This window comes from Paenibacillus sp. LS1, assembly GCF_026013365.1.
GTDB lineage: Bacteria > Bacillota > Bacilli > Paenibacillales > Paenibacillaceae > Paenibacillus.
Window position 1 is genome coordinate 49,730 of record NZ_JAPDOE010000016.1, and the last position, 15,755, is coordinate 65,484.

General features: G+C 47.9%; 10 protein-coding genes. 3 read left to right on the forward strand and 7 right to left on the reverse strand.

What is annotated here, in order from left to right; all coding sequences use genetic code 11:
• Positions 1–18 precede the first annotated feature (18 nt).
• The 3 genes from OM416_RS29140 to nirB all read right to left on the reverse strand — a co-directional run bounded on the left by OM416_RS29140 (position 19) and on the right by nirB (position 5,081).
• A complete protein-coding gene (locus OM416_RS29140) occupies positions 19–438 on the reverse strand; it encodes a hypothetical protein (protein WP_264935360.1) in 420 nt (139 codons plus the stop codon).
• Between the two features lie 335 nt (positions 439–773).
• Positions 774–2,906 carry an assimilatory nitrate reductase catalytic subunit NasC gene (gene nasC / locus OM416_RS29145; protein WP_264935362.1) on the reverse strand — a complete coding sequence of 711 codons (2,133 nt, stop codon included), beginning with the start codon at positions 2,904–2,906 and terminating at the stop codon, positions 774–776.
• A 21-nt stretch (positions 2,907–2,927) separates the two neighbouring features.
• The gene (nirB, locus tag OM416_RS29150; protein WP_264935364.1) at positions 2,928–5,081 is read right to left on the reverse strand and encodes a nitrite reductase large subunit NirB; all 2,154 of its coding nucleotides are present in this window, start codon (positions 5,079–5,081) and stop codon (positions 2,928–2,930) included.
• Positions 5,082–5,508: 427 nt separating this feature from the next.
• On the opposite strand from nirB, the gene OM416_RS29155 reads away from it, so the two are divergent.
• Positions 5,509–6,738: a nitrate/nitrite transporter gene (locus tag OM416_RS29155; RefSeq protein WP_264935415.1), complete on the forward strand. Its 1,230-nt coding sequence runs from the start codon at positions 5,509–5,511 to the stop codon at positions 6,736–6,738.
• Between the two features lie 120 nt (positions 6,739–6,858).
• Here OM416_RS29155 and fabF read toward each other — a convergent pair whose 3' ends face one another.
• On the reverse strand, positions 6,859–8,097 hold the full coding sequence (gene fabF, locus OM416_RS29160; RefSeq protein ID WP_264935365.1) for a beta-ketoacyl-ACP synthase II: 1,239 nt from the start codon (positions 8,095–8,097) through the stop codon (positions 6,859–6,861).
• 139 nt (positions 8,098–8,236) lie between these two features.
• On the opposite strand from fabF, the gene OM416_RS29165 reads away from it, so the two are divergent.
• Together OM416_RS29165 and OM416_RS29170 are read left to right on the forward strand one after the other, a co-directional pair.
• On the forward strand, positions 8,237–9,082 hold the full coding sequence (locus tag OM416_RS29165) for a helix-turn-helix transcriptional regulator (RefSeq protein WP_264935366.1): 846 nt from the start codon (positions 8,237–8,239) through the stop codon (positions 9,080–9,082).
• A gap of 169 nt (positions 9,083–9,251) precedes the next feature.
• Entirely contained in the window at positions 9,252–9,926 is a 675-nt protein-coding gene (locus OM416_RS29170) for a response regulator transcription factor (RefSeq protein WP_264935367.1), read from the forward strand.
• A 26-nt stretch (positions 9,927–9,952) separates the two neighbouring features.
• Here the strand turns inward: OM416_RS29170 and OM416_RS29175 are convergent, their stop codons facing one another.
• From OM416_RS29175 to OM416_RS29185, 3 genes are all read right to left on the reverse strand, one after another.
• Positions 9,953–13,177, reverse strand: coding sequence for a response regulator (locus tag OM416_RS29175; protein WP_264935369.1), 3,225 nt, complete (start codon positions 13,175–13,177; stop codon positions 9,953–9,955).
• A gap of 194 nt (positions 13,178–13,371) precedes the next feature.
• Positions 13,372–13,677 carry a PAS domain-containing protein gene (locus OM416_RS29180; RefSeq protein ID WP_264935371.1) on the reverse strand — a complete coding sequence of 102 codons (306 nt, stop codon included), beginning with the start codon at positions 13,675–13,677 and terminating at the stop codon, positions 13,372–13,374.
• A gap of 75 nt (positions 13,678–13,752) precedes the next feature.
• Positions 13,753–15,711, reverse strand: coding sequence for a methyl-accepting chemotaxis protein (locus tag OM416_RS29185; RefSeq protein ID WP_264935417.1), 1,959 nt, complete (start codon positions 15,709–15,711; stop codon positions 13,753–13,755).
• Positions 15,712–15,755: the final 44 nt, after the last annotated feature.

Genomic DNA, 15,755 nt, shown 5'->3' on the forward strand with positions numbered 1-15,755 from the left:
CTCCTCCTTCATGACTCTCTACCACAGACGTCCGGCAAGCATTGTAAAACGGATAAACACCACGTTATCGCCGTCCTGTATAACCATGGACCTGTCCAGTTCCTGCAATTCTTCATCGTTGAGAAACACTTTATACAACCCATCCTCATAAGCGGTTATAGCTGTCTCCATCGCACCATTCAGATCAGGAGCGCCCTCATTGTATACTGCGCCAAACCCGACTTTTCCCGTCGCCCCCTGTGCCTCAATCTCATCCGGCATCAGGTAGGCGAGGAATTCTGCCTGTTGCTTCTTGTCCTGAAGAGCTTTCACTTGCAGAGCCACCATGTTCTCAATGAGCTGCCTCAGCGTATGAGTTGTTTCCGGAAGTTCGGCAGCTTGTTTGGCAAGTGCCGGCTTGCGCTTACCCAGACTTTTTACCGTTATCCATATGTTCACCGCGTTCCCTCCCTATGTCCTGCTTTATTTGAAGAAGCTTCCATAAGCCCCGATATCTATACCACGATGCGTAATAACCTAAACCCGAAACTGCTGTCGGCCTCAAAATAAAATCAAAAATGCGTACATATGTACCCCTAATGAACATCATAACTAAAATTCAATCCATATTCATGAGTCAATCCTCATGTTTACGTGGAACCACGGAACTATGGCCTACTTGCGTACATATACGCAAAAAAAGCTGCACAGTCTCATATAAATATGGGACTGCGCAGCCGCTAAGCTACGCTTAGAGCAGATTATGACACCTGGTAACCCGTAATCTGTATGAATCATCTCGCCAATCGCAACGGTCGAATGGTTACGGCTGCTGTCTTGAACCCAGGCATCCGGCAGAACGGGTCCAGCTCCGGTCGGGTTGCCCGGTTCACATTCTGAACGCCACCCCAGTGCATCGGTACGAACAAGGTATCCTCCCGAATGGAATCCTTGATTCGCGAACGAACTGTGAAGCTCCCGTACACCGATTGAATCTCGACCCATTCTCCATCGTGAATACGATGACGAGCAGCGGTAGCCGGATGAAGTTCAACGAAGTTCTCCAATTCACGGGCTGCCAGTGCCGGACTACGATGTGTCTGCACTCCTGTAAGATAATGAGGGAGCACACGCCCATTGGTGAGAATTAAGGGAAATTCCGGTGAGATATCATTCCAACCCGGACTTGATTCGAATGTGAATGCCGCTTTGCCGTCCGGGTGAGCGAATCGTTCACCGAACAGTAGTCCTTCTCCCTGATCTTCGAGGGCAGAACACGGCCAGTATACCCCTTTCTCGTTACGCAAACGCTCATAGGTAATGCCATAATAATCAGCGACTCCACCACGACTCGCCACCCGAAGCTCATTAAAGATATCCTCAGCACTGTCATATTCAAAATAAGAATCTTTGCCCAGTTGCGCAGCAATCCGGCATAATATATCCCAATCATCGAGCGTTTCTCCCGGAGCAGGCCGCCCCTGTTCACGCAGCAGAACACGCCCCTCCAGATTGGTCAATGTACCTTCATTCTCCATATAAGATGTAACCGGGAGAACCAGATCAGCCATGCGCGCTGTCTCCGACAGGAACATATCTGCCACGATCAGAAAGTCCAGCTTGCGCAGACCTTCTTCCACCAAACGCACATTGGGATTGGATACGACCGGGTTGGAGCCCATTACGAGCAACGCCCGAATCTCCTGATCATGGACCTTCTCCATCATCTCATAGGCCGAGACCCCTTTACCCGGTAAACTTGCAGGGTCCACGCCCCAGATGGATGCCACATAGGCACGATCAGCTTCATTTTCAATGGAGCGATAGCCCGGCAGCTGGTCAGCCTTTTGCCCATGCTCCCGTCCGCCTTGCCCATTTCCTTGACCTGTGATGGCACCATATCCGCAGCCTTCTCTGCCAATTTTGCCAGTCGCCAGCACGAGGTTCAGAAAGTGCCTGACGGCCATATGCCCATCTGTCTGCTGCTCCACACCACGCGCTGTCATGATCATACCTGTTTTTGCCATACCATAGGCCATCGCCGCCTGACGAATCAGGGCCAGATCCACCCCACATGCTTGTGCCGCCTGTTCGAGCTGCAGATCAGCCAACCCTTGTATTAATTGTTCGTATCCATGCGTTCGTTCGCCTATAAAATGAGGGTCTGCCAATCCTGCATCCATAATCACCTTCAACAGAATATCCGCCAGCAATGCATCCATGCCCGGCTTCACCTGCAAGTGGAGATCGGCAATGGCTGCAGTTGCCGTCTTGCGGGGATCAATAACGATAATGCATGCCCCGTTCTCCTTGGCCTGATTGAAGTAGGGCAAGAGGGTAGGTTGGCATTCCGCAATATTGGTTCCTGCGAGTACAATACAGTCCGCCTTGGGAATATCAGCCAGTCGGAACGTCAATCCACGATCCATCCCGAACACTTTACTGCCAGCTGAAGCCGCAGCTGACATGCAGAACCGTCCATTATAGTCGATATATTTCGTCCCCAATGCAACCCTGGCAAATTTGCCGAGCAGGTAGGCTGTCTCATTGGTCAAAGATCCGCCTCCGTATACTCCGACCGTATCTACTCCGTATGAATTTTTCATTTGCCGAAACCGCTCTGCAATGGTCTGAATGGCTTCGTCCCAGGAACAGGGTTCAAGCTCGCCATTGCGACGAATTAGCGGATGCATTAATCGTTGTCCACTGAGTGCATGCTGATGAGCATTCATGCCCTTCACACACAGCCTGCCCTGAGAGGCTTCATTCGGAACGCCCTGAACCGTATACTCGCCACGACGCTGACCTGCAACAGGTGCAGCCAGTTCTTCAACCGTCATCTTGCATTGCACACTGCAATACGGACACTGGGTTTCCTTTACATAGAGCTTAGAGGCTGTTGGTTTTGAACTCACGGATAATCCCATCTTCCCATCCCCGCCTTTCATCTATATATCAGCATGAAGTGTAGCTGCAAGTTCCTTCTGCAACTGGTCATCCAGCAACGTTTCCCGAATCGACATGAATCCCAATCGCTCCGTCCACGCCCATAACGGCTCATCGTACCAGGCGGTTTGGCGATACCATTGAAGGCAGGCTGATGCCAGTGCGGCCGCTTGCACCTCTGTTTCAGCCACCCCGAGCAAGCCACCTTGCTTGACCGGATGCTCTGCATGACCGCCTGCGTAGATCTCCCATCCAGCTGGTGATGCCAGCAAGCCAATATCCTGCACAAGTGCGCTCACCAATGATCCCGGCCCTGGTGCGACGCCTATATTCACGGGCGACGGCATCGCTGCACCAACCCAACCCGTACGAAGCTGTGCTGCCAAGCCACCCGCATCCCTTGCATAGGATGACAACGGGATCTGATCATCCCAGCGCACCTGAATCTCTTGGATACTCTCGATTTCTTGATCATGTATCGTTTGAGTGGATACCTGCAAGTAATAGTGGATCACTGGGCGACATACCGCGCAGCCAAGCTCCGAACCCCAACCTAGCTTCTGCAGGATCAAAGGTAGGTCTCTCTTGAGAGATATTACAGGTTGATAATCGTGTCTATCCACATGAACTTCACGGGGGCCAACACTGTTATTCAGCAGTTCCTTCAGTTCTGCATGCCCCAGCTCCGTACAACTGCATACAGGCATTGGAGCAGGTTTATCCGGTGTGGCTACTACTCCAGTACCCCCGTTATTTTTCAGGTTATGCGTATGTTTCAACAGAGCAGCCACCATCGGGCGACAGCCACCGCATGAACCTGACGCCTTCGTCTGCTCCTTCACCTGATCTGCCGTTTCGAGACCCTGTTCCTGAATGGCCTTCATTATCGCAGCCTTGGTCACATTGTTGCAGGCACATACGGTCTCCTGAGCCGGTAATGCCGCAGCAGCCATCTCAGCCGGGTCCGGGGCCCCTTCACGCGGAGCCAATTCCGCCACATCCGCACCTCGTTGCACCAGTCCAAGCAATGCCGTCCCTTCGGCTGTATCTCCAAATAAAATGGCTCCACGTACTTTGCCAGCCTGCATCAGCACTTTTTTGTATGTGCCTCGAATACCATCCAGATGTTGAATTGCGGTCTTCATGCCTTCCCCGCTGATCTCACCCGCCGAGAAAACATCAACCCCCGATACCTTCAACTGTGAGTAGGGAATAGATCCTTTGTATTCAGACGTTTCCTGTCCACAGAGCGTACGTGCGAGCACCTTCCCCTGTTCGTATAAGGGGGCCACCAGACCATAACTGATTCCCCGATGTTCGGCACATTCCCCAACTGCGTATATATCCGGTACACTGGTGCGCATATAGTCATCTACCATAATTGCCCGATTGGTGGCGATCCCGCTTCGTCTGGCCAGATCCACATTTGGCCGAATCCCTACAGCGACAATGACAACCTGAGCTTCAAGCTTGGAACCATCTGTGAACAGCAGCCCCTGGGCCTGCGATCGTCCGGTAATTTTCTGCGTATTTTTGGCCAAAAGAAAGGACATGCCCTGGTCTTCAAGCTCCTGCTGGAGCATCACGGCCGCCTTCTGATCGAGCTGTCGATTCATAATGTAAGGTGCATTATGGACCACCATGGCTTCCATACCCAGATGCAGCAACCCGCGTGCAGCCTCCAGTCCAAGCAATCCACCACCAATGACTGCAGCCTTTCGATATACTTTGGAATAGTCAGACATACGCGTACAATCATCAATGGTCCGGAAGGACATGACCCGCTCTTTGTCCATTCCCGGTATCGGTGGGATAAACGGTGAAGACCCTGTTGCCAGAATCAGAACATCATATGTTTCTTTTAGTCCCGATTCAGTCTCTATATATTTTCCACGGGTATCAATTTGGTGTACCGTTTCACCTGTACATAGCCGTATATGATGCTCGGCATACCAGATCCAATCATTGATAATGATATCCTGTAACGAATGCTCCCCCTGCAATACCTTCGATAACATGATCCGATTGTAGTTGGGACGGGGTTCATTGCCGTAAATTACAATCTCATACGTATCAGGCGCCAGTGCGATAATCTCTTCAACACACTTCACTCCAGCCATGCCATTCCCGATAATCACCAGTTTGCTTCTGCTCATGGGCTGCCCCCTATCTCTCTCTCACCTGAAAATAAACAGAAAAATCCCTTCTCCATGATTCGGAAAAGGGCACCGTTGCCTCCGGAATCCACACGCCATTGTGTGGATTCATATAAGATTCAGATTAAGGGAATCTCAATCATATGTCAACTAAATTAACATCATAAATGTGAAATGCGATTTAAAAATGAAATATTTAAAATTACGTGTAATTTTTGTTGACATCTCTATTTTCTCTTGATTATAATTTGAATCAAAATCACAGTGCTGTGATCAACTCAGATGCGGGAACACAATGACGTGTACCGCCTGTCGGCAACGGGGCCGCAAATCGTTCTTATCTGGACGAATTGCGGCCTTTTTCTGCCTCAACAAGCACATAGACAAATCACGAAGATCTCAATTGGATGAGGAGCGATGATGGATGATGGAGAGCAAAAGTTTTTGGAAAAGCGGGCATAAGCCCACCCTCTTCGGGGCGTTTATGTATTTTGACATCAGTTTTATGATATGGGGGATGCTTGGTCCACTCGCAGTTGTTATTGCATTGGATTATCCGATGACTCCGCTGGAAAAGGCCAATCTGGTCGCATTGCCTATTCTCGGCGGCTCCATCCTGCGCCTTGTGCTTGGCTTCATGTCTGATTATATTGGTCCGAAACTGACTGCACAGATTGGGATGCTCGTTACCTTAGTTCCTTTGTTACTCGGCTGGCTATGGGTCGACTCTTTAAGCCAACTGTACGTGGTGGCACTCTTGCTCGGTGTCGCAGGCGCCTCCTTTGCTGCTGCGCTACCTCTAGCAGGCCAATGGTATGGCAAAGAGCATCAGGGTCTGGCCATGGGTATTGCCGGGGCAGGTAACAGCGGAACCGTACTCGCGACGTTGTTTGCCAATCGCTTGGCTACGCATTTTGGCAGCTGGGAAGTTGTATTCGGACTTGCTATTATACCGATCGTTATCGTATTCATTCTCTTTTCTATCTTTGCCAAGAATAGCCCTAACCGGCCTGAACCCAAGAAATTGTCGCAATACGGAAGTCTGCTCAAACAAAAAGATGCTTGGGTATTCTGTGCCTTCTATTGTGTAACCTTTGGTGGTTTCGTTGGATTATGTAACTATCTCACCATCTTCTTCAACACCCAGTATGGACTCTCTCCAGTTCGTGCCGCAGACATTACCACCTTCTGTGTAATCGCCGGCAGTTTCTTCCGGCCTGTTGGGGGATACCTGGCGGACAAAATTGGTGGAACCCGTATGCTAACTTTCCTGTACACAGGAGCTTGTATCATGTTGATCGGTGTATCCTTCATGCCACCACTTCCTGTTGTGGTCGTCATGTTATTCCTCGGCATGATGTGTCTGGGCGCCGGAAATGGCTCGGTGTTCCAACTGGTTCCCCAACGCTTCGGTAACGAGATTGGTCTGATGACAGGCATTGTAGGTGCCGCTGGCGGATTGGGCGGATATGCACTGCCACTGATTCTCGGTCAACTGTATAGCAGCTATCAATCCTATACGCCAGGCTTTGTCATTCTTAGCCTGATTGCAGCAGCTTCCCTAATCCTCGTTCTCTTCATGCAATCTCGCTGGCGTGTAAGCTGGCTGAGCCGAGGTAACAAAGGCATCGCCGAATCGACATCCCTCTCTTCCTGAGGCGCACAACCACTCGGCCGTTAACCAATGGTGCGGTGTATGTGGATGAATCTGGATTAATCTAAGAACAGCGCAGCCCGATGGGGCTACGCTGTTCTTTCTACTTAAGGCTGCTTTTGCTTAAGATGAATACTTTTGAAGAACAATAACCGCATTATGACCGCCAAAACCAAAGGAATTAGACATCCCAATCCGCAACTCTGCTTTTCTTGCCTCGTTTGGTACATAATCCAGATCACATTCAGGGTCCCTCTGCTCCTGATTGATGGTTGGAGGAATGATGCCATGCCGCAGACTTTGAATAAGTGAGATCGCCTCTGCTCCACCTGCTGCACCAAGCATATGTCCCGTCATGGACTTATTCGCTGTGACCGGAATATCATAGGCACCTGTCCCGAAAAGTTGCTTAATCGCTCTTGTCTCAGACAGATCACCTGCTTCCGTACTGGTGGCATGAGCGTTAATTACATCAATGTCCTCAGGTCCAATCTGAGCTTCTTTCAGTGATGCTTTCATCGCCAGATATGCACCCCGTCCTTCCGGGTGGGTAGCTACCATATGATACGCATCTGAACTGGCACCATATCCTATCACTTCGGCAAGAATATTCGCCCCTCTTGCCAGAGCATGAGACAGTGATTCCACAACCAGAATTCCTGCACCCTCCGCCATGACAAAACCGTCTCTCCCTGCATCAAATGGACGGCTGGCTGCTTGGAACGCTTCATTTCGTGTAGACAACGCTGTCGCATTACCGAAGCTTGCCAGTGACACTTCGGTTACAGCCGCTTCTGTCCCTCCAGCAATAATAACATCGGCTCCGCCATGACGAATTAACCGGAAAGCCTCTCCAATGGCTGTATTGCCAATGGAACAAGCCGTTACTGGTGACAATGTCGGTCCCCAGCAACCAAACCTCATACTGACCATAGCTGCCGCCATATTGGATATCATCATCGGTACCAGTGTTGGGCTGACTCGCGCAGGTCCCCGTTCTGACAGGACCTTGCCTTGTTCCATCAATGTCTGGATGCCGCCTATGCCTGAACCAATATATACACCTACCCGTTCACGGTCCATTTCATCCATCACAAGACCCGATTGTGATACAGCCTGATCCGCAGCAGCAACAGCAAATTGAACGAATCGATCCATACGTCTTGCTTCCTTGCGTCCAAAACGCTCTTCACCATCAAAATCACGGACCACTCCTGCCATTCTGGTTTTGTACGAAGCTGTATCAAAATGTTCTATAGGGGATACACCTGATCTACCCTCAATTAATCCATTCCAGAATGTATCTACATCATTTCCCAAAGGAGAAATGACTCCCATACCTGTAATCACGACTCGTTCCATGTCCATCCTCCTTCAGCGCTGTTGTCTACCTTAACTCTTACGCTCTGCCACTAATAGTGCACTTTTGAATATCCTATTACAAGTTGTCAATTATAATAGTATAATGACTACCATGATAACGAGGATTGAAGGTGATGGATTGAACTACGATGTCAGGTTACAGGCATTGTCCACTTTTCTGAAAACACAGCGTTCCAAAATTTCTCCCGAATCGGTAGGTTTACCCACTGGAAGTCGGAGAAGAACGCCTGGGCTGAGGAGAGAAGAGGTTTCCCAACTGGCAGGAGTGAGTACAACATGGTATACCTGGCTTGAACAAGGTCGGGATATTCAGGTATCCCATTCCGTGTTGGATAACATTGCTTCGGCACTGAGGCTTACTGCAGATGAACGAAAGTATCTGTTTTCGCTCGCCATGGAGCATCATACGGAGCTGCCTATGCTAGAAGAAGAACATGTTCAACTTCACCCTTCCTTGCAGAAAATTTTGCAAGAGCTTCACCACTGTCCTACCGTGATCTCGGATCGGCGTTGTTACATTGTCGGCTGGAATGATGCAGCCCGGCATGTTTTTATGGATTTTGAACAGATTGCCCCCGAACAGCGGAATATGATCAGTCTGTTATTTGATCGAAAGGAGTTTCGCAGGCTCGCGGTGAACTGGGAGGATTTTGTTAGCGGATTTCTGGCAATTTTTCGTGCTTATTATGGCCAGTATGTTGATGATGAATGGTATAATTTATTTTTGGATGACATGATGAACAGACATCCCGATTTTCACACCCTTTGGAAACAAAGCAGTGTTAGCAGTGCCCCGGATGTGTTAATCGAGTTCAGACATTCCAAAGCAGGCAAAATGTTGTTTGATCTGACTTCGTTGCAGGTTCAAGGTAGCTCCGATCTGCGATGCAGTGTCTACACGCCGGCACCAGAGACAGCTACCGAGCGCAAACTGATGCGCCTGATCGAGCGTGAAGCTAACTGATATCTTGGCAATTATTAAATGGAAGTCTCTCCCCTTTTGCCGAGTCATGTTGGAATCTTAACATCCTCCTGTTGCTTGTTTTAATTATCAGGGTATACATTATCAGGTATATTAAGCTAACCCATAGATCTTAGTCCTTCTACACGAAGTGGATTCAGAAAGGAATATCATGACCAAAGTGCTTATCATAGAGGACGACAACATGTTAGGTGATACATTATCCCTGTATTTGCAAGGTGAAGGGTATGATGTTATCCGTGTCGATAACGCAAGAGATGGTCTTCTACAGCTTCAAGCGCGGCCTGATATCCTGCTTCTTGACTTGATGCTCCCTGATTCGGGAGATAAAAATCCTTGCTCTCTCATGCGCCAACATACGGCAATCCCCATCATCGTCATCTCTTCGTTAACCGAAGTCGCGGAGCGGATTCGATCATTAACAGACGGGGCTGATGACTATGTGTGCAAACCTTTCAGCATGCAGGAACTGAAGGCTCGTATTGAGGCTGTATTACGTCGCTACTCCATATTGAACAGTTCTATTGTCACTGAACAGGAAACCGGCATCTCTCTCGACCTGGCCCGCAGAACCGTACTGTTGAATAACCAGCGAGTGGAAATGACGTTCTCCGAATTTGAGATCATGAAGCTGTTTGTCCTCAATCCTGGCAAGGTCTACAGTCGTTATGCCCTGATTGAAGCCATTCGTGGTATTGATGCCTACATTAATGATCGCACCATAGATGTACATATTACCAAGCTTCGCAAAAAAATTGAGGACAATCCGAAAAACCCCCAATATATTCAAACCATCTGGGGGGTTGGATATAAGTTCACACCTTAGAAACAACACATCTTCATTCAGCTCGGTCACCATGGCAGAGACTCGGTAATTTTATCAATCTCCTGTTGTACCATAACCAATACCGAGTTTAGTTCCTCTTCTTCGAATAACGGACGGGACAAGAGCGATTCCAGTTGAAGAACAGGACGTAACAGGTCCACTGCATGCAGATTGGCAGCTACGCCTCGGAGTGAATGAACGCTGCGGATCACAGCAGCAATCTGCTGCTGCTGAAGCTTAATCGTCAGTTTTTTCTGAAACGAGCCATAATCCATTCTGAATTTCGTGAGCGCATATTGCAGAATATGCGGCTTGCCGTCCATCTGCCTAATCGCCTTATCTGCATCAATTCCGCTGATCTCTCGTATGCCTTTCACATCAATCCATGTTTCCAATGTATCTATCATCTGTTGTTCATGAATCGGTTTGGTCAAGATGGCATTCATGCCAACCTCAAAGCAAGTCTCATGATCTATTTGCAGACTATTCGCTGTTAGCGCGATAATGGGCGTACGATCATATTGCCTCATCTTGCGAATGTGTCGCGTTGCATCAATTCCATTCATTTCAGGCATGTACATATCCATTAGAATCAATTCCCATGTTTGTTCGCCCAATTTCTTCAAAACCTCTGTGCCACTGTCTGCCAGCGTCACCTCGAATCCCATATGTTCCAGCATCGCTCGAATGACCAGTTGATTGATTTCTTGGTCCTCAGCGATCAGAATATGCCCTTTGGATTTGAGCAAATAGGGTTCTTCACCTTCTACCCTCCGATGGTTCTCCAGTGGCCCTTCACCTTGAAGTGCAAGTAAAACTTCGAACAACCCCAGACGTGTAATCGGTTTGATCATCATGATATCCGGGCGAAAGGATCTCTCCTCACTCCACAGGGCATTTTCACTAAAGGCATGGGTATAACCCACCATTTGAAATTTGGTTCGATTCAATCGCTTCATGAAATTGTCCCATGACGACCCGTTGACGGTGTCCTTTGCATCCATGTCCATCATTATTAACAGGGAACTTACCCCATCTGCATGAGGAACACACCAATCGCTCTCCATCATATGGTTCAAGGAAGGATACAGCGTTGGCTTCATCCCGAATGAGTAGAGCATCTGCTTCAGACTATCGCCCATCCGTTCATCCTCTTCAATGATAACCACATCATTCACACAATATAGCAAAGGGTATGTTTGCAGAAAAGAACTCTCTTCTTCCGTATCTGCAAGTTCAAATATCAAGTCAAATGAAAACAGACTGTACTCTCCCAGCACACTATCCACACGCAAGTTTCCTCCCAAGGAGGTCACCAGAAGATAACAGATCACCAGCCCAAGTCCAGAACCACCATATGTTCGATACGTCGAAGGTTCCGCTTGAGTAAACGGGACAAAAAGCCGTTCCATTTGTTCAGGTGAGATGCCAATCCCCGTATCCTCTACCTCAAAACGGACCTGAACTTGTTCCGCTTCCAATGAAAGCACCTCTGCCCGCAATGTGACATATCCATGCTCCGTAAATTTAATCGCGTTACTTAGCAGATTCAATAACACCTGTTCAAGTCGGAACGGATCACCAATCACCGTTAACGGCAGATCGGAATCGGTCGTAAAAATCACTTCGATGTCTTTGTGCCCGATGGCCACACCGACCTGATCTGCCACACGCTTGAATACATCCTCTGGTGAAAAAGAGACCTTCTCCAAAGTCAGCTTGCCTGCCTCAATTTTCGAAAAATCAAGAATATCATTCACGAGGGTAAGCAAGGTTTGGGAGGACGCGTTGATCTTACTCAAATAATCTAATTGCTGTGGGGATAAATCTGTCCGTTGAAGCAACAACGAAAAGCTGATAATACCGCTCAGTGGGGTACGAATCTCGTGACTCATGAAGGCAAGAAACTCACTTTTCGCCTGACTCGCTTTGTCGGCCTTAACACGTTTATACTGATCCGAAATATCATGAATAACTGCCTTGATTTTCTCACTTGAGTTAAGCGCTTTATCCGGGTATAGGTGAACTCGAACATGCTGCTCATGACCTTCTCCAACAATAAGACTCAATTCCGTCTCCTGGGCTATATTGTGGTGTAAGGCTTTTTGGAAAATGAACAACCAGTTCTCCGACTGCTCAATGAACAACAATTCTTCAAGCTGACGCCCGATCACTTGCTGCCTGTCGAGACCGATAACATCCAGAAATTTCTGATTAACCGTCACAATACACCTGTTGCTATCCATACCGACAAACCAATCTGCCGACACTCGCTCAAGTGTTCGATATCGCTCTTCGCTCTCTTGAATTCTTCGTTTAACTGCTCTGTGCTCCGTAATATCAAGTCCATATCCCATGACATATTTCACCACACCATCTTCTCGCAGAGGGCGAACTTTCACCAGTGAATAATAACCTTCATGCTCAATCTCGTAAAAAAAAGAGTCCCCTTCCCATGCCCGATTAAACTGCTTTCGCAGAAACTCTACCTTCTCCTGAGGTAAAATGTTCAACGTGCCCATTTTGTAATTTTGCTTCAGACTACTCATATCCAAGCCCAACTGGGAGAGCATCTCTCCTTCAAGCAGAAGATATTCGAATTTCCCGTTCTGTTTATGGATTTTAAACGTAAACCCGGGCTGCATACGAAGCATCTCCAGCATTTCCTGATCCCTTTGAATGACCAATCCCCTGTATCGATGATTTTGGTTCAGATAATACAGGAATAATATAACGGATAGTAGGCAGATACATTGAAAAAGGAGAATCTTCCCCATCACTAGTAGAGAAGCAGAATATGTCTTTAGTACAATCAACTCATACACAGTAATCAGCAGCAATGCTCCGGACAACCACTTCTGCATATATCCCCTGATATACTTAAAGATCAGGCATATAGCTACAACAAATAACACCTCTAACAACGCATACTGCCAATTCTCCAACAAGGGATTACGCCCCATATTAATCCGAAAAATCCACATGAATGCAAAAGTAACGAATGCAGAGCCACTCCCGCCAAAATAAGCGGCGAGCAGATACACACTGGCCCGGAAATTCAACATGGTACCATCACTTAGTACAATCGAGAAATAATATAACGCTGTACCCAACATACTCAGTGCAATGCCAATAATGATCCGAGACGTGATTGAGGATGTACGCGTAGCATTTGTTTGGTTCAGATAGTGATGGATCAGGAAAACAAAGATCAAAATCAGCGTAAAATTTAATACAAGATCGCGTAGCAAATGGTCACCGTCCACAATAGGAATTCAGGAATTCATGCATTCAATGAATGTTGCCGGATTCACGATCGCAGTTCCCCAGTATACAAATCATAGTATGCCAGGCTCCCTTATTCAATCGACGATATTGACCATTTTTTTGAAAATAACAGACCCTTTCAGCTAACATACACTTATCGCTAGATAACGCTTTTTTCTCATGAAAGTTCATCATTAAATATGCTGATATAAAAGAGAGAATCATCCAAATGCACCGATGTAATGGTGACTTGGGCCTCCCACACTTCCTGATTAGCCTTCATCAATTGGGCTACGCCAGACCAGGTCTGGTTTCCTCTCCAGTGGGTATCCATAAGCAATCGGGCAGGCTGACCTACCGTATGCTCCCGTGAGAATCCCGTTTTGGTGACATAGACGGAATTCACATCCAAAATCACACCATCCTCATCTGTGATCATGACCGCATCCGTTAGCAATAAGAAGGCTCTGAGTTCTAGTTGCATGGTTGTCCACTCCCTCTGATGAAAGATGATGTGAAGCCGTCCCTGTCTGTGCGATACTCTCTGTTACAAATCCGCTTAATACTTAAACTGTCTAATGAGCCGTTGCAGCTCTTCAGCCATGGAAGACAGACCTTGTGCCGAGGCAGATATCTGCTCCATTGCTGCCAGTTGCTCCTCTGAGGAAGCGGCCACTTCTTCGGTGGCAGCGGCGTTACCTGAAGCAATGCCTGCCAGCTCATTGGAGACAGCGGATACTTCCTGTACACCTGCTGTGATCTCTTGCGAAGTTGCTGCAATCTCTTCAATCTGCGGTGTCGTTTCCCGCATACTATCCAGAATGCGTTCAAACTTCCGAATCGCCTCTGTGGAGATTTCCATGCCTTCACCAACCTCTGTGGTCACTTTCTCCATCATGCGAACGGAAGCAGCCATATCTTCCTGTATTGCCGTAGTCAGCACGGTAATTTCATTGACCGATTGCCCAGATTGCTCTGCTAGGTTCCGAACCTCTGCTGCCACAACGGCGAATCCATTCCCATGCGTACCTGCACGAGCAGCTTCGATGGATGCATTCAGCGCGAGCAGATTTGTCTGCTTGGCTATATTTCCGATTAACTCCGTGATCGCTGAAATTTGATGTGATCGTTCATATAACGCCTGAATCATCTGATTCGTCTGCGCTACCGTTTCTTGAATCGATTGCATCTGACCCACCGTCTGCTTGACGGTGTCGCCGCCTTCTTCCGCTTGTACGGTTGTATGTTTTGCCAAATCAGCAACTTGTATGGACCGTTCGGCGATTCGTGTAATTCCGATCGTAATTTCATTCATGGCCTGATGGTTATGGTCAATACCTTGGGTCTGCTTCTCCGCACCACTCGCAATTTCCTGAATGGCTCGCGCTACCTGCTCACTGGCTGCACTGGTTGATTCCGCACTCTGAGTCATTTCATCCGATGAGATGACCACCTGACTGGCGCTATTCTCCACATTTTGAATTAACACACGCAGATTGCTCTGCATTTTGCCAAAAGCATCACTCAGTTCACCAATTTCATCATGGCTTGTGGAAGTAATCGTTTGGGTTAGATCCCCTTCGCTCACCTGAATCGCCTGGTCCTTTAACTGACGGATCGGTTTAATGATAGATCGCATCACCAGCCAGATAATCAATATACCCACGACGAGGCAGGACACAATGACGATGATCATTCGATTCAGGATGGGCGCAGCCGCATCCTCTACTTCAGAAGAGAACATGGTGCCAGCGACCTTCCATCCGGTGGATGCATTTGTGGCATAATACATAACTTTATCAACTTGATCCAAGGTATAGTTGAAATTGCCCGATTCATTCGTATACACCTGTGTCCAAAAATCTTCTGTTGCATCTGTTCCAGGTTGTACCGACGGATGATAGATATACTTTTCGCTGGCATCCAGCAGAATTAGATAACCCTGTTCCCCTACTTTAATGCCGCTCACCAAGGTACTGATATTTGACAGATTCAGATCCAGTTGGACCACGCCCGATTGATCATTCAGTGCCTTGGCAATTGTGATGGTGATCTCATTCGTCTCGGCAGAAATATAAGGATCTGTAACAATCACCTGTTCCGGACTTCCCATCGCTTCCGTATACCACGGTCTTACTCGGGGATCGTAATCTTCAGGCATCTCCGCATCGGAGGACATCAGATACACACCCGCTTCCGTTCCCACACCTATGGTGATGATATCGGTGTTCTGCACAGCGTACCCCTTCAATTCATTCACGACCTGAACCTTGGCATCTTCTTGACGCAATTCCTCTGCAAGTGTACTCGCATAGTATTCAATGTGATTGCGCTTGGCATTGATCGACAGATCAATGGTCGCACTGGCAAGGTTCACGTTTTCCATCGCACTATGTAGGATTTGTTTCTCCACTTCATCTTTCGCACTGCTATACGATAAAACGCCAATACTTAACGAAGGAATGGCCAAGAAAGCAATAAAGGACACCACCAGCTTCGTTTTAAAGTTCTTATGCATCTTGTTGAACCAGGTCGATTTGCTATTTTTTCGGGACAAATTTC